Below are 16,947 nucleotides of genomic sequence, written 5' to 3' on the forward strand. Positions count from 1 at the left end.
CGGCGATTTGGCGGGCGATGTCGGCGATGACGGGGCCGTAGCCGGCGAGGTTGCCTGGGTTGTTGGTGAGGCGGGCGAGCATTTCCAGGTCGCCGGTCAGCTCCACCCCACCAGCCCGGGAGCTGGTGGTGTTGCCTCGCAGCAGGTTGAGGAAGGTGTCGGCCCGCAGCTGGTCGAGGCTGCGTGGGTCTCCGGCCCGTTTGAGCTCACGGGCCAACGCGGTCAGCCGATTCGACGCGGCTAGGGCGTCTTCGGCGGGCAGGTTCAGGCCGAGCAGGGTGGCGCTGCCGTCTTGGGTGGGCTGCAGCTCGACGCGGCGTTGCCGGATTCGGGCGAGGCGGCGTATGGCGGCGGCTTCGGGGTCGGCGGTGATGACGAGTTTGGCTAGGCGGTTGCGTAGCTCGCCGGTGGTCAAGCCTGGTGCCAGGGGCAGGATCTGGGCCACGATCGTGCGGGCCAGGGTGAGGTTGAGGGTGGTGACGGCGTCGGCGATGACGCGGGCTTTGGGTAGGTCGATGTCACCGGTGGCCAGGGCGGCGTTTACGGCGGGTAGGCGGCGCACGATGGCCTCGGCCAGTTCCAGCTGGGTGTCGGCGGCGCGTTGGGTCCAGACCAGCGCGCAGGAGATCTCGAACCCGGCGAACTCGGCGACAGGGGTGGCATCCGCTACTACGACCGCCTCGGCATAGAACTCCGCCTGAGCCCGGGATATCGCACGCGCTTTGGCGATCAAACGCTCGAGAACCCCCGTTTCGAACACGTCATGAGGCTACCCGGACCCACCGACAATTCCCGAAGCGTGGATCTTGCGGTGATGGGTGAGCGATTAGGATCGCTGGGTGAGTGGTGGCGCGGTGGTGGTGCGGGAGCGGCGCGGGGATGAGGTTGCGGCTTGTGTCGCGGTGCTTGCGTTGATACATAAGGCTGAGGCCTATCCGTGGCACTGGCCGCAGGACGCGGCGCGCTGGCTCACGCCGCGGAACATGTTGCGGGCGTGGGTGGCGGTTGGGGATGCTGGCGCGATCGCTGGGCATGTCATGGTGCGCGGGGCGGTGGAGGGCGAGTCTGCGACGGTGAGCCGGTTGTTTGTGTCGCCGGGCTATCGCGGGCTCGGGCTCGGGGTTCGGTTTCTTGAGCTGGCTCGGGACTGGGCGGTGGAGAACGGGCGAGGCCTGGACCTCGAGGTGGACTCGGAAAGGCATGCGGCCATTGGGCTTTACGAGCGTATGGGGTGGCGCAAGACGGGTGGCTATGTTGCCGATTGGGTGACGCCCGCGGGTGAGCCGGTTACCTTGCTTCGCTACGCGCTAGCGTGAGCAGTTGCTCCTTTTGGGTCGGGGTCGCGTGGGCCAGGTACCCCCCGCTGAATCGATCGTCCGTAGTGACCTCCCTGCCGATCGGTGCGGGCAGGAGCAGGCTCTGAGCCAGGTCAGGCAGCTCGATTTCGGCGAGGAGGAGTCCGGCCAGGTCGCCGTGGAACTTGTCGACGGCGAAGGACTGCTGGCCGACCTGCCAGAGACGGCGCGTTTTGCGCAGGATCGTGGCGGGCAGCTGGCGAAGCCTTTCGTATTCGGCCTCGGCGAGATAGATGTTGGTGATGGCCACGGTGGACGGGTTGGCTTCGTCGGGGCGGACCTTCTGGCAGAACTTGTAGACCACCTGCGAGTCGGCCTCGACCCGGCGCAGGCGCAAGCGGGTGCCGACGAGATAACGGTCCTCGATGAGCCGCGGATCCTTGGCCTGGGCCGGCATGTCGGTGAGCAGGAAGCGTCTTTCCCGCTCGAGCTTCGCGTATTTGCCCGAGCCGGGCTGGCGCGCCCAGCTCACCGCATCGTCAATCACACCGCGAGATTAGCGCGCGTGCCAGGCTGCCAGGACCTCTGATTCCTCCGAAGGAGTGAGTCCGGCGCGTCGATTGATCTCCGGATCGGTTTCGAGCCAGGCGAAGGTGTCGCGCGCGGTGTCGATCAACGGACGGGGTGACAGCCCGCCGGCGTAGGCGGGCGAGGTGTCGCGGGCCATGAAGCCCGCGTATTCGGGGACGGGCAGCCACATGGGCAGGGTGCGTTCCCCCATCCACGGGCCAACCTTTTGCGCGGCAAGGAAATCTTGGTCGACCCAGGTAAGTTCGGGGGCGACCCCGACGGCGGCGGCGATGCCGTCGAGGAATTCGCCGCGGGTGATCGGGGTGCACATCCCGTCGTAGATGCCGGTCTGGCCGGAGGAGGCCGCGCGCACATGCCAGTCGGCGAGGTCGCGGACGTCGATCCATTGGACGTGGTCGGAAGGGGTACCGGGGGCGAGGATCTCACCACCCCGGGCGAGCCGGGAAACCCAGTAGTGGAAACGGTTCTCGGCCGCGCCTGGGCCGACGATGAGCCCGGCCCGATCGATGAAGACCGGCAGGCCGGTTTCCAGCACGAGCTGTTCGCAGGTGACCTTCCACTGGCCGTAGAACTGCATGTCGGTCTCGTCGACGTCGGGTGGGGCGGCTTCCTTCAGCGGGCCTTCCGTGGTCTGAAACGGTGTGGCGTCGTCGGCGTACACCGAACAGGTGGAGACGAAGGACCAGTGGCCGGTACGCTTGGCCAGGGTCGCCACCGCGGCGCGGACCTGGCTCGGGTGGCGGGCGACATCGATGACAGCGTCGAAGTTTCCGTCCAGTTTGGACAAACCGTCGGGCGTGCTGCGGTCAACCTGAACGAAATTCGCGCCCGAAGGCGGGTCGCCGGCGCTGCCCCGGGCGGCGCAGGTGACATCGTGGCCGGCGGCCAGGGCGGCGCGGGCTATTTCCCGGCCGAGGAGAGCTGTTCCCCCGAGAATCAGTAGCTTCACGCCGCCAGCCTGACCGGTAGACGGACGTGAAGCCAACAACATTCGCTGACAGCAGAGGTTTTCTAAGGCGGAGGGGTTCGCGGGGAGTCGAGCCAGGTGTGGATGAGCTGGGTGAAGTCGCGGCCGGTGTGGCGGTTGACGAAGGCGATAAAGGAGGTCCTGTCCTGGGTGCTGAAGCGCCTTTCGGAAACCCATGCCTTGCCCAGGGCGTAGAACGACTCCTCGCCGATGTTTTTGCGGATCTGGTGCAGCAGCAACGCGGGACATATGTAGACATTCGACTCGGCGAAGCTGTCGGCCCGGGGATGGCCGGGCGGGCCGAACTGTGCGCGCAGCTCGGCGTCGCGCTGCCGTGCCCAGGTCTCCCAGGACTTGTCGCTCACCTTGTCGCGGTTGTTGGACCAGAGGGACTCGATGTACATCGCCCAGCCCTCGTTGAGCCACAGCTCGTTCCAGTTGCTCGGGCCGACGGCGTCCCCGAACCATTGATGCGCGTATTCGTGGACGAGGACGTCTTCGAGGTCGGAGGCGCGCTCCATCTTGAAGTTGCCCATGGTGAGCAGCTGCTGGGTCTCCATCGCCGACTTCGAGGGCACGATCACCACTCCGGCGCTCGGGAACGGGTAGGGGCCGAATCGGAATTCAAGCCACTCCAGGTACTGCGGGGTTTTGCGGATGGCCGGCATCATCGCGTCGTCGATGCCGGGCCGGTACCAATAGGTCAGCGGGATCCCGTGCGGCCCGATCGCGGTTTCCTTCTTGTATTTGCCGACGGCCAGCGTGGCCAGATAGCTGGCCATCGGGTCGGTGGCGGTGTACTTGAAGGTGTTTCCAGCCTGCCCGGCCGGAGTCCCGCTGGCTATCCCCGCCCAGCCCTCGGGCACCGTGATGGCTATGTCATAGAGCGCTTTGTCCGATGGATGATCATTTACTGGGTACCAGGTGAAAGCGCCATATGGTTCCTGCATCGTCCACAGCGAGCCGTCCGGGGTAACGGTGAGCCCGAGGCCCTCAGCGTCACTGCGGTGCGAAGGCATAGGCACTGTCGCGGGCGTGCCGTGATAGACGATCACCAGGGTGGCGTAGCGATCCTTGGCCAGCGCGACCGGGATGGTGAGGTTGTCATCGGCGATGCTCGAAGCGGTGGTCAGCCCGTCAACGGTCACCGACTCCACGGTGAAGGTGTGCGAGAAGTCGAGCGTGATCTTGGGTAGGAACGTGTTGGCGCGCATCCGCACCGTCGCCGCGCCGGTGAGCTGTTTTTCGGCCGGCTCCCAGGTCAGGTCGAGACCGTAGTGGAGCACATCGATGCCAACGCTGCCGTGCTGGGGGTAGAGCGGATCGGCGACCGGCACGGACTGACCAGCCTGCCAAGGCGCGTAATCGAGGCCTTTGGGCGGGCTGGCGGTGGCCGGGCCGGGCAGGGGCGCGGGGGGTGTCAGGGGCGAGCAGGCACCGAGCGCTAGGAAAGCGGCCATGAGGAGAGCGATGCGGCGCATCTGTGCACGATAAACGAGCTTGGCGCGCGCGGTAGGCTGGTGGCGACACCCCGTCTCCGACCCGGAACGGGGCATTTCGGCGTGGCCGACGCTCGCGAAGGATTCCACGATGCTTAATGCACTGCTAGAGGCTGCCGCCGCCGATCCGGCTTTGCAGCGGGTGGCGCAGCTTGCCTCGGGTCAGGCCGAGCTAGACGTCACCGCGCCTGTTGCGGCCAGGCCGTTTCTCGTGGCGACCGCGGCCAGGCAGCGGCCTGTGCTGGCGATCACGGCGACCAGCCGGGAGGCCGAGGATCTGGCCGATTCGCTTACCGCTTTCGTGGAGCCTGAGCAGATTGCGGTTTTCCCGAGCTGGGAGACATTGCCGCATGAGCGGCTTTCGCCGCGCTCGGACACGGTCGGCCGGCGGCTGGCCGTGCTGCGCAGGCTGGCGCATCCGGAAAAGGCGGAGCTGCGGGTCATCGTCGCGCCGGTGAGAAGCCTGCTGCAGCCTCAGCTCAAGGGGCTGGGCGACCTCGAGCCGGTTGAGCTCAAGCCCGGCCAGAGCCAGGAGCTGGAGCCGATCGCCCGCACCCTGTCCGATCTGGCCTACGCCCGAGTCGACCTGGTCACCAAACGCGGCGAGTTCGCGGTGCGGGGCGGAATTCTGGACATCTTCCCGCCTACCGATGAGCATCCGTCGCGGGTGGAGTTCTGGGGCGACGAGGTCGAGGAGATCCGTACTTTCTCCGTGGCCGACCAGCGAACCATCGACAAGGTTGACCGGCTGTGGGCGCCGCCCTGCCGCGAGCTGCTGCTGACCCCCGACATCCGTGAGCGCGCGGCGGAGCTTGCGGAGCAGCATCCGGCCCTGGCCGAGATGCTCACCAAACTGGCCGAGGGGATTCCGGTCGAGGGCATGGAGTCACTCGGGCCCGCGCTGCACCGTGGCCGCGACTCGATGGAGCTTCTGCTCGACTGCGTTCCCCCGGAAACCCTTGTCCTGCTTGCCGATCCGGAGCGGATCCGGACCCGTGCGCACGACCTGGTGCGGACCAGCGACGAGTTCTTGGAGGCGTCCTGGGCCGCGGCGGCGACCGGCGCCAAGGCGCCCATCGATCTGGGGGCCGCCGCCTTCCACTCGCTGGCCGGGGTCCGCGAGCATGCCCTGGCGCTGGGCCTGCCGTGGTGGACAACCTCTCCGTTTGGCCTGTCCGAAACCGAGGCCAAGCCGGACGACACGCCCTGGCTGGACAAGGCTGACCTGGATGTCACGCCGGACACCGGGATGGTGGTGAGCCTGGACGCGGGCCAGGCCCCCGTCTACCACGGGCAGACCGAGCGTGTGGTTCAGGACGTGGCGGCGTGGCTTGCCGATGGCTGGCGGGTGGCCCTGGTCTTCGGCGGCCACGGCCCCGCCCAGCGCGCCGCCGAGGTGCTGCGCGACGCGGGCATCGGGGCGAGCGTGGGCGCCACCATCGCCGCGCAGGGCGTCAGCATCGTTACCGGGCCGCTCACCCACGGGCTGGTTTCGCCCGTGGCGAAGCTCGCCGTGCTCACCGGTTCCGATATCTCGGGCGGCCGCGGCAGCACCAACCGCGAGCTGGGCAAGATGCCGTCGCGCCGGCGCAACACCATCGACCCGCTGGAGCTGCGCTCGGGCGACTTCGTCGTGCACGAGCAGCACGGCATCGGCAAGTACGTGGAACTGGTGCAGCGCAAGGTAAACGGGGCGGATCGCGAATATCTCGTCATCGAGTACGCGGCGTCCAAGCGGGGTCAACCCGGCGATCGCCTCTTCGTGCCGACCGACTCCCTCGACCAGCTGAGCCGTTACGTGGGCGGGGAGTCGCCGACCCTGCACAAGATGGGCGGCTCCGACTGGCAGAAGGCAAAAGCGCGGGCGCGCAAGGCTGTTCGGGAGATCGCGGCACAGCTCATCCAGCTTTACGCGGCCCGCCAAGCCGCCCCGGGGCACGCCTTCGGACCCGACACCCCTTGGCAGCGCGAGCTTGAGGACGCCTTCCCCTATCAGGAGACGCCCGACCAGCTCTCCGCGATCGACGAGGTCAAGTTCGACATGGAAAAGCCGGTACCCATGGACCGCCTGATCTGTGGCGACGTCGGCTTCGGCAAGACCGAGATCGCGGTGCGCGCCGTCTTCAAGGCCGTGCAGGACGGCAAGCAGGTAGCCGTGCTCGTGCCCACCACACTGCTTGCGCAGCAACACTTCAGCACCTTCTCCGAGCGTTTCTCCCAGTTCCCCGTCGTTCTCCGCCAGCTGTCGCGCTTTGCCACGCCGAAGGAGGCGGCCGAGACCATCGAGATGGCGGCCGATGGTCGCGTGGATGTGGTTATTGGTACCCACAGATTGCTGCAACAGTCGACCCGCTTCCACCGGTTGGGCCTGGTCGTGGTCGACGAGGAACAGCGCTTTGGCGTGGAACACAAGGAAAAGCTCAAAGAGATCCGGGCCAATGTCGACGTGCTGACCATGTCGGCGACGCCGATCCCGCGCACGCTCGAAATGTCGATCACCGGTATTCGGGAGATGTCGCAGATCAATACGCCGCCGGAGGAGCGGCACCCGGTGCTCACCTACGTCGGCGGCTACGACGACAAGACGGTGGCGGCCGCCATCCACCGCGAGCTGCTGCGCGACGGGCAGGTTTTCTACCTGCACAACCGGGTCGAGTCGATCGAAAAGGCGGCGCGTCGCCTGCGCGAGCTGGTTCCCGAGGCCCGCGTCGCCGTCGCGCACGGCCAGATGGGCGAGGATGCTCTGGAAAGGGTGATGGTTGGCTTCTGGGAGAAGGAGTTCGACGTTCTCGTCGCCACCACGATCATCGAGTCCGGGTTGGACATCCCGAACGCCAACACGCTCATCCTGGAACGCGCCGACCTGCTCGGTCTGGCGCAGCTGCACCAGATCCGGGGCCGGGTCGGGCGGGGCCGGGAGCGCGCCTACGCCTACTTCCTCTACCCGCCCGAGAAACCGCTGACCGAACAGGCGCATGAGCGGCTGGCCACCATCGCCCAGCACACCGAGCTGGGCGCGGGCATGTATGTGGCGATGAAGGACCTCGAAATCCGCGGGGCCGGTAACCTGCTCGGCGGCGAGCAGTCCGGCCACATCGAGGGCGTCGGCTTCGACCTCTACATCCGGATGGTCGGCGAAGCGGTGCAGGCGTTCAAGGGCGACGGCACCCAGGCCGAAGAGGTCGTCGAGGTCAAAATCGACCTGCCCATCGATGCCCACCTGCCCGAGGAGTTCATCGAGGCGGAAAGGCTGCGGCTGGAGATCTACCGCAAGCTCGCCTCCGCACGCACCGAGGAGGCGCTGCAGGAGGTCATCGCGGAGGTCACCGACCGCTACGGAGAGCCGCCCGCTCAGGTCGCCAACCTGGTGGCGGTAGCCCGCCTGCGGCTGCTCGCGCGGCGCTACGGTTTGTCGGAGATTTCGTTGCAGGGCAAGCATGTGCGCTTCTCGCCGATCGAGCTGGCCGATTCCAAGCAGTTGCGGCTCAAGCGGTACCACCCGGATGCGGTCTACAAGACGGCGACGAACCAGATTTCGGTGCCCGCACCGATGACGCGCCGTGTCGGCGGCGAGCCCATGCGTGACCAAGCGTTGCTGGACTGGTGTGCCCAGCTCCTCCGTGACCTGCTCGGGGAGGCATAACGCTTACCATGTCCGAAAACCGCGATCGTCCGCCCCGCTCTGCTGACTACCATGGAGCGATGCGCTGGTCCTACATCGACTCACCCATCGGTGAGCTTTCCTACGCGCTCGACGACACGGGCGTGTGCTCCGTCCACTTCGGACTGAAGAAGGACGCCACCCTCGGCGACGACGAGGCCGCCCGCCAGCTGCGCGCCTACTTCGACGGCTCGCTGACCGACTTCGACCTCCCGCTCTCCGTGCGGCGAGGCAGCGAATTCGAGCGGGCGGTGTGGCGGCAGATGCAGATCATCCCTTACGGCGAAACAAAGTCCTACGGCTATGTGGCGGCAGCGGTCGGTGAACCCGGTGGCGCGCAAGCTGTCGGCACCGCCTGCAACCGCAACCCGCTGCCCGTCATCGTTCCGTGCCATCGCATCATCGGCTCAGACGGCAAACTCGTCGGCTTCGGCGGCGGCCTGGAACGCAAACGCATCCTCCTCGAGCTGGAGGCCAACGTAAAAATGCAACTCGACTGGGGCATTGCTTCGTGAACTTCGACCCCGTAATTGTCGCCATGATCTCGGCCATTCAAATGCTGGACCAAGCGACCGAGGAAGAAGCTGCCCCGAGCTTCGCGGTGGAGGTGCAACAGGTCATGGGGGATTATCTGGACGAACTGTCGGGTGACGATGCGCGCGAGTTTCGAGAAATCCTGCTGCGCATCGCCGACGAACGTTCCTCCGGGGATCCCTTGATCTCGCAGTACCTTCGGCGGCTCGCCGACGGGTTAGGCGTGTTTGCGGGTGGTGAGGGTGAGGGTTAGCCAGCAGACGGCCAAGGCGATGGCGCCGTAGGCGAAGGCCGGCCAGTAGATGGGCGGGGTGCCGATCACTATGCCCTGCAGCCACGCGGCTGCGGCGACTGCGCCGGTGGCCAGCGCCGCGCCGAACACGGCCGCAGCGGCGGCGGCGGTCAGGCCCGGCCCGGAGGCGCGGGTGGTGACGCTGGGAGCGATGGTGGCGGAGGACGGGCGGTCCGAGGGGATCAAGTCCTTCGAGCGGGTGTAGGCGAAGGCCAGGAAGACCAGGTCGATGGCGACCGCGCCGGCGAAGAGGAAGAACGGCGGCAGCGACGGCGGGAAGGCGGTGCCGGTGAGCATCAGCCAGGCGACCGCGCGGTAGGCGAGGTAGCCGCCGGCGATCGCGGTGGCGGTGAACCGGGCACCGATGAAGTGGCGGGCGGCGACGAGGGTGAGCAGGGCGGCGCCGGCCATCCAGGCGGGGTAGACCCAGGAGTCGACGGGCAGCGCGAAGCCCTGGACGGCGACGTCGTCGATCGGGCGGCCGATCTGGTCGGCGGCGAACTTCAGCAGGTCGTGCTCGGCGGTCGGGGTGCCGTTGCGCCACGCCTCGAGGGAGAGAGTGCCGTATTCCTGGTGCTGGCTGGGGAACAGGACGTTTTCGAGGAAGAAGCCCCAGAGCGCGGCGCTGACGATGGTCCGGATGCGGCCGGGCGGGGTCGAGATCCAATAGCCTCTGGCGCAGCCGAGCAGCATCAGCGCCGTACCCAGATAGAGAAGAGCGTGGGAAAGGCTCCAGGCGGTGATGTCGAGGCCATTGATCTCGTGGTTGAGGATGTCGATCGGGATGGCGATCAGGAAGATCGCCGTGCCGAGCACCATCAGCCGCTTGGCGAGCTTGTCGACGCCGACGCTGAACCGGGCCTGATACAGCACGAGCGCGACCACCATCACCGTGCCGACGGTGTTGAGGATGTGCGGCGGGGCGGCCGTGTCGCGCAGCCACTTGAAGTGCCACGACATGTCCCAGGTCGAGCCGAGCATCTTGAGGGTGAAGGCCACGAGCCAGAGCCGGTAGATCACCTTCACCATGGCGGGCGCTTGATCCGGGCGCGGCCCGCTGCGGGCGAGGGTCACCCACTCTTCGGGGGTGCGCGGAAGCGTCTGCATGGTCACGGGCAGATTGTGCACCGTGGAGCAGGTGAAAGTTAACCCTGAAAATTCCCCTAGAGCATCTTCGTGAGAAAGTGAGCGCGTGCGCAAACGTCTCGCCGCCTCGATTGGCCTCGCCGCTGCCCTGCTCAGCCTGACCGCATGTCGGTCGTCGCCAGCGGTCGCCGCCTATGTGGGGAACACCGCGATCACCGAGCAGCGCGTCACCGACGTGCAGAACAGCACGGTCGTGCCGGTGGACACCACGGGCGCCAAGAGCGAGCCGATCGACCGCAGATCGGTGGTCGAGACGCTGGTGCTGCTGCAGACCTGCGAGGATCATCGCGCCAAGAACTCCTTCGAGCCGCGGTCGATCACCTCGGAGCAGGTGGTGGGGACGCTGCCCGCGCCGAAAGATCCGGCACAGGGCGAAGAGTGGGCGAAGAACATGGCCGACACCGAATTCGTGGCGCTGCGCGGCAAGATGCTCGCCTGCGTGTTCGCGATGCCGACCACCCCGGCCACCCCGACCGACGCCGAGCTGCGCGACATCTACGACAAGGCGCTGGCGGCGGGAGCGGTCGGCCCGGGGATCACCTTCGAGCAGATCGCCCCGCAGATCAAGCAGGACCAGCAGGTCGCCACTCAGCTCGCGGTGAAGCACGAGCTGGACAAGCTGTTCAGCGAGAACGACGTGACCGTGAACCCGCGCTACGGCGAGCTGCCCTTCCCACTGCTCAGCTTCCAGAACGGCCCGGCCCTCGAAGTGTCGATGGGACAGCCGAATGAGGTAGTTCAAGACCGGTGACAGCGCGAGTCGTCCTTCTCGTCACCTCACCACGGCTGCCGGCCGGGCTGCTGACGGCCCAGGCGTGGGACCTGGTGCGGGCCAATCCGGTGCTCGCGGAAAGGCCGACGCCGCAAACGCAGGCCCTGCACGCCGCCGGGGTCGAGGTGCAGATCGTCGCGCCAACGGCCGACGCTGTGCTGGAGAAGGCGCAGCCGACCGTGGTGTGGCTCGCCAGCCCGTCCGGAGATGAGGGGCTGGCCCGCGAGATCGGCATGCGGCTGGCCCGTGAGCCCGCCCTGGCCGAGCTGGAACTCATGTACGGCTCCTGGGACCCGCCGGGCGCCAAGCTTCTCGACGCGGTGGCGGTCATCGACCGACTGCGCGCCGAGGACCCGTGGAAGCGCGAACAAACCCACCGGACGCTGGCGCGCTACCTGCTGGAGGAAGCGTTCGAGGCGCACGACACGATCCTCGCCGAGGATTACGCCGCCCTGCGCGGGGAAATGGGTGACGTGCTGCTTCAGGTGCTCCTGCACGCGCGTATGGCCGAGGAGCTGCCCGACGACGAGTCGTGGACCATCGACGACGTCGCGGGCGACTTCGTGGACAAGATGATGCGGCGCAACCCGCACGTTTTCGGCGGCCTCGAGGTAAGTGACACCGCCGAGATCATCGAGAACTGGGAACGGATCAAGCAGGCGGAAAAGCCCCAGCTGTCCTTTGTGGATAGTGTGACATGGTCTCTACCAGCACTTCTCCTGGCGAACAAGGTGCTGGAGAAGGCGCGCCGGGTCGGCGCGGCCGAACCGGAGGGCGAAGGCGCCCTCGGCGATCGGCTGCTCAAGCTGGTGGCCGAGGCGCCCCCCGACACCGACGCCGAAGCCGAGCTTCGCCTGGCGTTGCGCAGGTATGCCGAAGGCATTGACGCCAGCTAAAATCCCGCAATGCCACAGCAGTTTGTTCCACTGGCTGAGCGCATCGCCGATGCCCTGCTGGAGTCGAGCCCGGCCGCCGCCTCGTTTGCCGGAGATCACCGGTTTGATGACCAGCTGCCTGACTTCTCCCCGGACGGCGTCATGGCCCAGGCTGCCATGCTCCGCGACGCGGCTGTTGCGCTGTCGCAAGTGGACGCCGATGGGCTCGCGCTCGCGGAGCGGACGGATCACGCGATCCTGAGCCATCTCGTCGACCGCCAGCTCTTCGAGCTGACCGAGCTGCGTCAGCACGAGTGGAATCCCTTGCAGCACAACCCCGGGGCGCTGTTGCACGCGCTGATGGCTCGCCAGTTCGCTCCGGTCGCGCAGCGGCTGGAGTCGATCGCGGGACGGCTGGAGAAGATCCCGGACACCCTGGCGGTGGCGCGTACGGTGCTGCGCGACTGTCCCCAGATCCACCTGGAGACCGCCGCCCAGCAGTTCGCGGGCTCGGCCGCGCTGGTCCGCGACGAGCTGCCGCCGCTGGTCGCGCAGGCGCCTTCGCTGGCGAGCCGGGTGGAGCCCGCGGCGCAAGCGGCAGCCAAGGCGCTGGACGAGTTCGGTGCGTGGTGCGCGGAGCGGGCCACCCGCGGCGACGGCCGCGACCCGCGGCTGGGCCGCCGGCTCTGGGAGGCGCGGCTCTGGTACACGCTGGACACCGAGCTTTCCGCGGCACAGGTGCTGCAGCGCGCGTGGGACAACCTGGAAAGGGTGACCTCACAGCTGCGCGAGGTGTTTGGGGTAAGCGACGCCGCCGGGATCAAGGCCGCGCTCGACGAGCTGGCCGACGATCATCCGGACAACGACTCGATCGTCAGACTGGCCAAGGAGAGCATCGAGGAGACGACCGATTTCGTGCGCCTGCACGAGCTGGTCACGCTCATCGACGATCCCTTGGTGGTCCAGGAGATGCCCGAGTTCGCCCGCGGGGTGGCGGTGGCCTACTGCGACCCGCCCGGAGAGCTTGAGACGGCGCGAACTCCGACCTTCTACTGCATCGCGCCCACCCCGGCGGACTGGTCGGAGCAGCGGGTGGAGTCGTTCTATCGCGAGTACAACAACCACATGGTGCGCAACCTGACCGTGCACGAGGCGATGCCGGGTCACTTCCTGCAACTGGCGCACTCCCGGCGGCACAGGGGGTCGAGCCGGGTAAGGGCGCTGGGCTTCTCCGGCCCGTTCGTCGAGGGGTGGGCGGTCTACGCGGAAGAGATCATGGCTGAGCGTGGCTACGGCGGGGTCCCGGTGCGCGCACAGCAGCTCAAGATGCAGCTGCGGATGACCATCAATGCGCTGCTGGATCAGCTGATTCACTGCGAGGGGATGACCGAGGAGGAAGCGATGGCGCTCATGCTGGAGCGAGGCTTCCAGGAGGAGGGGGAGGCGGCCGGGAAATGGCGGCGGGCCTTGCTGTCCTCGACCCAGCTGTCGACCTATTTCGTGGGCTATTCGGAGGTCAGCGCGATCGGCCGGGCCCGCCCTGAGCACCTGTCGGTGCGCGAGTGGCACGATGCCATGCTCGCTGAAGGCTCACCCTCTCCACGCCATCTACGTAGCCTGCTGAATATCTGAATAGCGCCGATATGAGAGGCTGTCTCGTATGCGTGCCGTCCCCCTCCGACTTGTTGCTGCCCTGTGCCTGGCGGCTTTTGGCGTAGGCGGATGCGAGGCGATCAATGAAGCCACCGCTCCGATCGAAAGAGGCGAGCTCCTCGACGACATGTCCACTCAGCTCGACCGCGGCAAATCCGTGCTTTATCACGCCGACTACCAGCTCGCGGGCGGATACAAGGCGAGCGTGGGGCAGCAGATCGCGCCGGCGCGCACGGTCTACCGGTACCCAGGCGGAATGATCCTTGTGCATGGGAGTGACCAGACGAGCTGCAACACGACCTCGCGTCCGGCCAAGTGCGACGTGAACTCGATCACGCTGGCCGGTGCCGGCGTGCCCTCGACCTACGCCGAGGCCACCAAGCACGGCCTGATCACCGCCCCGGTCGTCGTCGACCTGCTCAAGGTCGCGGCTCTCGAGCCGGGCGCCTCGGTCGAGCCGCACGACACCACCATCGCCGGTCAGCAGGCCAGCTGCCTTGAGGTTTCTGGGCTCACCGATGCGATCAGCCCCGCCTTTTCCGCGTGTGTCACCGCCGAGGGCGTGCTCGCGAGCTTCAAGGGGCTGGTCGGCGGCGTCAACGTGGACCAGGCTTTGATCGAGGTGACCAAGCGCGTTGCCGAGGATGCCTTCTCGCTCCCGGTCGGGGCAGATGTAGCAGACCTCCGTCCGCGTGCCAGTGCGGCCTCGATAGGCTGAGCAATTAGTCCGGCTGCGGCGTTGCGGCCGGTTTGACAACCGGCAGATATGGCACGAAGGAGCGACACGTGGCCACCATCTTCGTAGTAAGAGCCCGCGAGATCCTGGATTCCCGCGGCAATCCGACCGTAGAGGTGGAGATCGGGCTCGACGACGAGACCGTTGAGCGCGCCGCTGTCCCCTCGGGCGCGTCGACCGGAGCGTTCGAGGCGCATGAGCTGCGCGACGGGGACAAGGGCCGCTACTCGGGCAAGGGCGTCGAGAAGGCCGTCACCAACATCGAGGACGAGATCGCCGAGAAGATCGTCGGGTTCGAGGCCAGCGAGCAGCGCTTCATCGACCAGACGATGATCGACCTGGACGGCACTCCCACCAAGAGCAAGCTGGGCGCCAACGCCATCCTGGGCGTCTCGCTGGCGGTGGCGAAGGCCGCCGCGAAGAGCGCGCAGCTGCCGCTCTACCGCTATCTGGGCGGGCCCAACGCCCATGTCCTGCCAGTGCCGATGCTGAACATCCTCAACGGCGGCGCGCACGCGGACTCCAATGTGGACATCCAGGAGTTCATGATCGCTCCGATCGGCGCGCCCACCTATCGCGACGCGCTGCGCTCGGGCGCCGAGGTGTATCACGCGCTGAAGTCGGTGCTGAAGAAGAAGGGCTTCGCGACCGGTCTGGGCGACGAGGGCGGCTTCGCGCCGAGCCTGCCGGCCAACGAGTCGGCGCTCGAGCTGATCGCCGAGGCGGTCCAGGCGGCCGGTTACACCCTGGGCAGCGACATCGTGCTGGCGCTGGACGTGGCGGCGACCGAGTTCTACAAGGACGGCTCCTACGTCTTCGAGGGCGCGCAGAAGTCGAGCGACGAGATGATCGCCTACTACGCCAAGCTCGCCGAGAGCTTCCCGATCGTCTCCATCGAAGACCCGCTGGCCGAGGACGACTGGGCCGGCTGGAGCTCGATGACCCGCCAGCTCGGCAACAAGATCCAGATCGTGGGTGACGACCTGTTCGTCACCAACCCCACCCGCATCGAGCGCGGCATCGCCGAGGGCGCGGCCAACGCCGTGCTGGTCAAGGTGAACCAGATCGGCTCGCTCACGGAGACCTTCGACGCGGTAGACCTGGCTCACCGCAACGGCTTCCGCTGCATGATGAGCCACCGCTCGGGCGAGACCGAGGACACCACCATCGCCGACCTGGCGGTGGCCACCGGCTGCGGCCAGATCAAGAGCGGCGCCCCGGCCCGCACCGACCGCACGGCCAAGTACAACCAGCTCCTGCGAATCGAAGAAGACCTCGCCGACGCGGCTCGTTACGCCGGCGCTGGGGCCTTCCCCCGTTATCGTCGGTAGCTATGAGGCGTCAGGATCCGGTGCGCCGGCCAGCTCTTCGCAAGAGGGCGGCCGACGCACGGTCCAGCGCGAGACCCGCGGCGGCGCGGCGGCCCGCAATAGCCGGCGCCGCCAAGCGCCTGCGCGCGCCCGGCCAGGGTGGGCTTTCCGGCCGGGCGCTTGCTTTCCTGCTGGTCCTGGCCGTGCTCTCGCTGAGCTATGCGATCCCGGTGCGGATCTATCTGACGCAGCTGGCCGAGATCGACACGATGACGCAGGCGCAGGAGGCCCAGCGCCGCCATATCTCCTCGCTCGAGGAGGAGGCGGACAAGTGGAACGACGAGGAGTATGTGCGAATTCAGGTGCGCAAGCGGCTCTACTGGGTGCAGCGGGGTGAGATCCCGTTGATCCCGATCTGGGGAGACGCGATCGACATGGGCAAGCCGCCCACCAAGCCCGCCCCCACCACGTGGTACGAGACGCTGATGTCCAGTGTGGACGCTGCGAATGGATAGCGCTCAGGTTCCGCCGCCCGTTCATCAGGAGCCGACCCAGGAGGATCTCGCGGCCGTCAGCGCCCAGCTCGGCCGGCCGACCCGGGGCACGCGTGCCATCGCGCATCGCTGTCCGTGCGGGCGGCCCGACGTGGTGGAGACGGTGCCCCGGCTTGCCGATGGCACCCCGTTTCCGACGCTTTACTACCTGACCTGCCCGCGCGCCACGGCTGAGTGCAGCCGTCTGGAATCGGCCGGCCTGATGAAGGAGATGGCCAAGCGGCTCAATGAAGATCCAGAGCTGCTTTTCCGGTACCAGGAAGCGCACGATCTTTATTTGGCAAGACGGGAAAGCATCGGGCACGTGCCGGAGATCGCGGGTATCTCCGCCGGTGGCATGCCCGATCGCGTCAAGTGCCTGCATGTCCTATTAGGACACGCACTCGCGGCGGGGCAGGGGGTGAACCCCCTCGGCGACGAGGTGGTCGCAATCGTGGAGCCGTGGTGGGCGGACGGTCCCTGTGTCTGATGTGGTCGTCCGCAAAGCGCAGACCCGCCACGTGCGGGGGATCCGCAAGCTCATCGACGACTACAGCGGGGAACGCCGCCTGCTGAGCAAGGCCACTGTTTCGATCTACGAGGACATCCAGGAGTTCCGGGTCGCGGTCACCGCCGACGGTCATGTGGCGGGATGCGGTGCGCTGCATGTGCTTTGGGAGGACCTGGCGGAGATCCGCACGGTTGCCGTGGACCACACTTTCCGCGGGCAGAAGATCGGGCACCAGTTGGTGGCGGCCCTGATCGATGATGCGCGCGAGCTCGGTGTGGCGCGCGTTTTCGTGCTCACCTTCGAGTCGGGCTTTTTCGGCTCCTTCGGCTTTCAGGAGATCGACGGCGCGCCCGTGCCGCACGCCGTCTACGAACAGCTGCTGCGTTCCTATGACGAGGGTGTAGCTGAGTTTCTCGGACTGGAACGGGTCAAACCAAACACTCTGGGCAATACGCGGATGCTGCTGCGCCTGTAGATCAGTGATCAATACATTTGACACTGTACAGATATCACTGCGTCTGGAATCGTCCTCGGTGAGGTGTGCCAACGCTTCACCTATCCCAGGGGAGGAC

The 16,947-nt window shown here is 67.1% G+C and carries 17 protein-coding genes; 12 read left to right on the forward strand and 5 right to left on the reverse strand.

Annotated elements, in window-relative coordinates; genetic code table 11:
- Positions 1-760 (reverse strand): DUF222 domain-containing protein (locus Rhe02_RS39650; protein WP_203913650.1); only part of this gene is annotated, 760 nt, incomplete at its 3' end.
- Between the two features lie 79 nt (positions 761-839).
- On the opposite strand from Rhe02_RS39650, the gene Rhe02_RS39655 reads away from it, so the two are divergent.
- Entirely contained in the window at positions 840-1,316 is a 477-nt protein-coding gene (locus Rhe02_RS39655) for a GNAT family N-acetyltransferase (protein ID WP_203913651.1), read from the forward strand.
- On the opposite strand, the gene Rhe02_RS39660 is transcribed toward Rhe02_RS39655, so the two are convergent.
- The 3 genes from Rhe02_RS39660 to Rhe02_RS39670 form a co-directional block, all read right to left on the reverse strand.
- A complete protein-coding gene (locus tag Rhe02_RS39660; protein WP_203913652.1) occupies positions 1,288-1,842 on the reverse strand; it encodes a CYTH domain-containing protein in 555 nt (184 codons plus the stop codon). The genes Rhe02_RS39655 and Rhe02_RS39660 overlap by 29 nt on opposite strands.
- A gap of 9 nt (positions 1,843-1,851) precedes the next feature.
- Positions 1,852-2,835 (reverse strand): NAD-dependent epimerase/dehydratase family protein, encoded by a 984-nt coding sequence (locus tag Rhe02_RS39665; RefSeq protein WP_203913653.1) that lies wholly within the window; start codon positions 2,833-2,835, stop codon positions 1,852-1,854.
- Positions 2,836-2,897: 62 nt separating this feature from the next.
- Positions 2,898-4,334, reverse strand: coding sequence for a M1 family metallopeptidase (locus tag Rhe02_RS39670; RefSeq protein WP_203913654.1), 1,437 nt, complete (start codon positions 4,332-4,334; stop codon positions 2,898-2,900).
- A 109-nt stretch (positions 4,335-4,443) separates the two neighbouring features.
- Here Rhe02_RS39670 and mfd point away from each other — a divergent pair, with 109 nt between their 5' ends.
- Genes mfd through Rhe02_RS39685 form a run of 3 tightly spaced genes read left to right on the forward strand, consistent with a single transcriptional unit; the run spans position 4,444 to position 8,800 of the window.
- Complete coding sequence (gene mfd / locus Rhe02_RS39675) at positions 4,444-7,995, forward strand: transcription-repair coupling factor (protein WP_203913655.1); 3,552 nt, start codon at positions 4,444-4,446, stop codon at positions 7,993-7,995.
- 59 nt (positions 7,996-8,054) lie between these two features.
- Positions 8,055-8,528 carry a methylated-DNA--[protein]-cysteine S-methyltransferase gene (locus Rhe02_RS39680; RefSeq protein WP_203913656.1) on the forward strand — a complete coding sequence of 158 codons (474 nt, stop codon included), beginning with the start codon at positions 8,055-8,057 and terminating at the stop codon, positions 8,526-8,528.
- On the forward strand, positions 8,525-8,800 hold the full coding sequence (locus tag Rhe02_RS39685) for a hypothetical protein (protein ID WP_203913657.1): 276 nt from the start codon (positions 8,525-8,527) through the stop codon (positions 8,798-8,800). The genes Rhe02_RS39680 and Rhe02_RS39685 overlap by 4 nt, the downstream gene beginning before the upstream one ends.
- Here the strand turns inward: Rhe02_RS39685 and Rhe02_RS39690 are convergent.
- A complete protein-coding gene (locus Rhe02_RS39690) occupies positions 8,765-9,946 on the reverse strand; it encodes a hypothetical protein (RefSeq protein ID WP_239124350.1) in 1,182 nt (393 codons plus the stop codon). The two genes, Rhe02_RS39685 and Rhe02_RS39690, sit on opposite strands and share 36 nt — an antisense overlap.
- An 85-nt stretch (positions 9,947-10,031) precedes the next feature.
- On the opposite strand from Rhe02_RS39690, the gene Rhe02_RS39695 reads away from it, so the two are divergent.
- The 8 genes from Rhe02_RS39695 to Rhe02_RS39730 all read left to right on the forward strand — a co-directional run bounded on the left by Rhe02_RS39695 (position 10,032) and on the right by Rhe02_RS39730 (position 16,850).
- Positions 10,032-10,736 carry a hypothetical protein gene (locus tag Rhe02_RS39695; protein ID WP_203913659.1) on the forward strand — a complete coding sequence of 235 codons (705 nt, stop codon included), beginning with the start codon at positions 10,032-10,034 and terminating at the stop codon, positions 10,734-10,736.
- Complete coding sequence (locus tag Rhe02_RS39700; RefSeq protein ID WP_203913660.1) at positions 10,733-11,653, forward strand: nucleoside triphosphate pyrophosphohydrolase; 921 nt, start codon at positions 10,733-10,735, stop codon at positions 11,651-11,653. The genes Rhe02_RS39695 and Rhe02_RS39700 overlap by 4 nt, the downstream gene beginning before the upstream one ends.
- 9 nt (positions 11,654-11,662) lie before the next feature.
- The gene (locus Rhe02_RS39705) at positions 11,663-13,264 is read left to right on the forward strand and encodes a DUF885 domain-containing protein (protein WP_203913661.1); all 1,602 of its coding nucleotides are present in this window, start codon (positions 11,663-11,665) and stop codon (positions 13,262-13,264) included.
- A 28-nt stretch (positions 13,265-13,292) separates the two neighbouring features.
- Positions 13,293-14,003: a hypothetical protein gene (locus Rhe02_RS39710; protein WP_203913662.1), complete on the forward strand. Its 711-nt coding sequence runs from the start codon at positions 13,293-13,295 to the stop codon at positions 14,001-14,003.
- Between the two features lie 68 nt (positions 14,004-14,071).
- The gene (gene eno / locus Rhe02_RS39715; RefSeq protein WP_203913663.1) at positions 14,072-15,352 is read left to right on the forward strand and encodes a phosphopyruvate hydratase; all 1,281 of its coding nucleotides are present in this window, start codon (positions 14,072-14,074) and stop codon (positions 15,350-15,352) included.
- Between the two features lie 2 nt (positions 15,353-15,354).
- The gene (locus Rhe02_RS39720) at positions 15,355-15,846 is read left to right on the forward strand and encodes a septum formation initiator family protein (protein ID WP_203913664.1); all 492 of its coding nucleotides are present in this window, start codon (positions 15,355-15,357) and stop codon (positions 15,844-15,846) included.
- Positions 15,839-16,354, forward strand: a complete 516-nt coding sequence (locus Rhe02_RS39725) for a DUF501 domain-containing protein (RefSeq protein ID WP_203913665.1) — start codon at positions 15,839-15,841, stop codon at positions 16,352-16,354. The genes Rhe02_RS39720 and Rhe02_RS39725 overlap by 8 nt, the downstream gene beginning before the upstream one ends.
- Positions 16,347-16,850 (forward strand): amino-acid N-acetyltransferase, encoded by a 504-nt coding sequence (locus Rhe02_RS39730; protein ID WP_203913666.1) that lies wholly within the window; start codon positions 16,347-16,349, stop codon positions 16,848-16,850. Before Rhe02_RS39725 ends, Rhe02_RS39730 begins: the two co-directional genes overlap by 8 nt.
- The last annotated feature ends 97 nt before the right edge of the window (positions 16,851-16,947 follow it).

Source organism: Rhizocola hellebori (assembly GCF_016862955.1).
Lineage (GTDB): Bacteria > Actinomycetota > Actinomycetes > Mycobacteriales > Micromonosporaceae > Rhizocola > Rhizocola hellebori.

Coding starts and splice junctions, on each gene's coding strand:
- Rhe02_RS39670 (WP_203913654.1), bottom strand. CDS start 4,334: ATGCGCCGCATCGCTCTCCTCATGGCCGCTTTCCTAGCGCTCGGTGCC.
- mfd (WP_203913655.1), top strand. CDS start 4,444: ATGCTTAATGCACTGCTAGAGGCTGCCGCCGCCGATCCGGCTTTGCAG.
- Rhe02_RS39680 (WP_203913656.1), top strand. CDS start 8,055: ATGCGCTGGTCCTACATCGACTCACCCATCGGTGAGCTTTCCTACGCG.
- Rhe02_RS39690 (WP_239124350.1), bottom strand. CDS start 9,946: ATGCAGACGCTTCCGCGCACCCCCGAAGAGTGGGTGACCCTCGCCCGC.
- Rhe02_RS39705 (WP_203913661.1), top strand. CDS start 11,663: ATGCCACAGCAGTTTGTTCCACTGGCTGAGCGCATCGCCGATGCCCTG.
- Rhe02_RS39710 (WP_203913662.1), top strand. CDS start 13,293: ATGCGTGCCGTCCCCCTCCGACTTGTTGCTGCCCTGTGCCTGGCGGCT.
- Rhe02_RS39720 (WP_203913664.1), top strand. CDS start 15,355: ATGAGGCGTCAGGATCCGGTGCGCCGGCCAGCTCTTCGCAAGAGGGCG.
- Rhe02_RS39725 (WP_203913665.1), top strand. CDS start 15,839: ATGGATAGCGCTCAGGTTCCGCCGCCCGTTCATCAGGAGCCGACCCAG.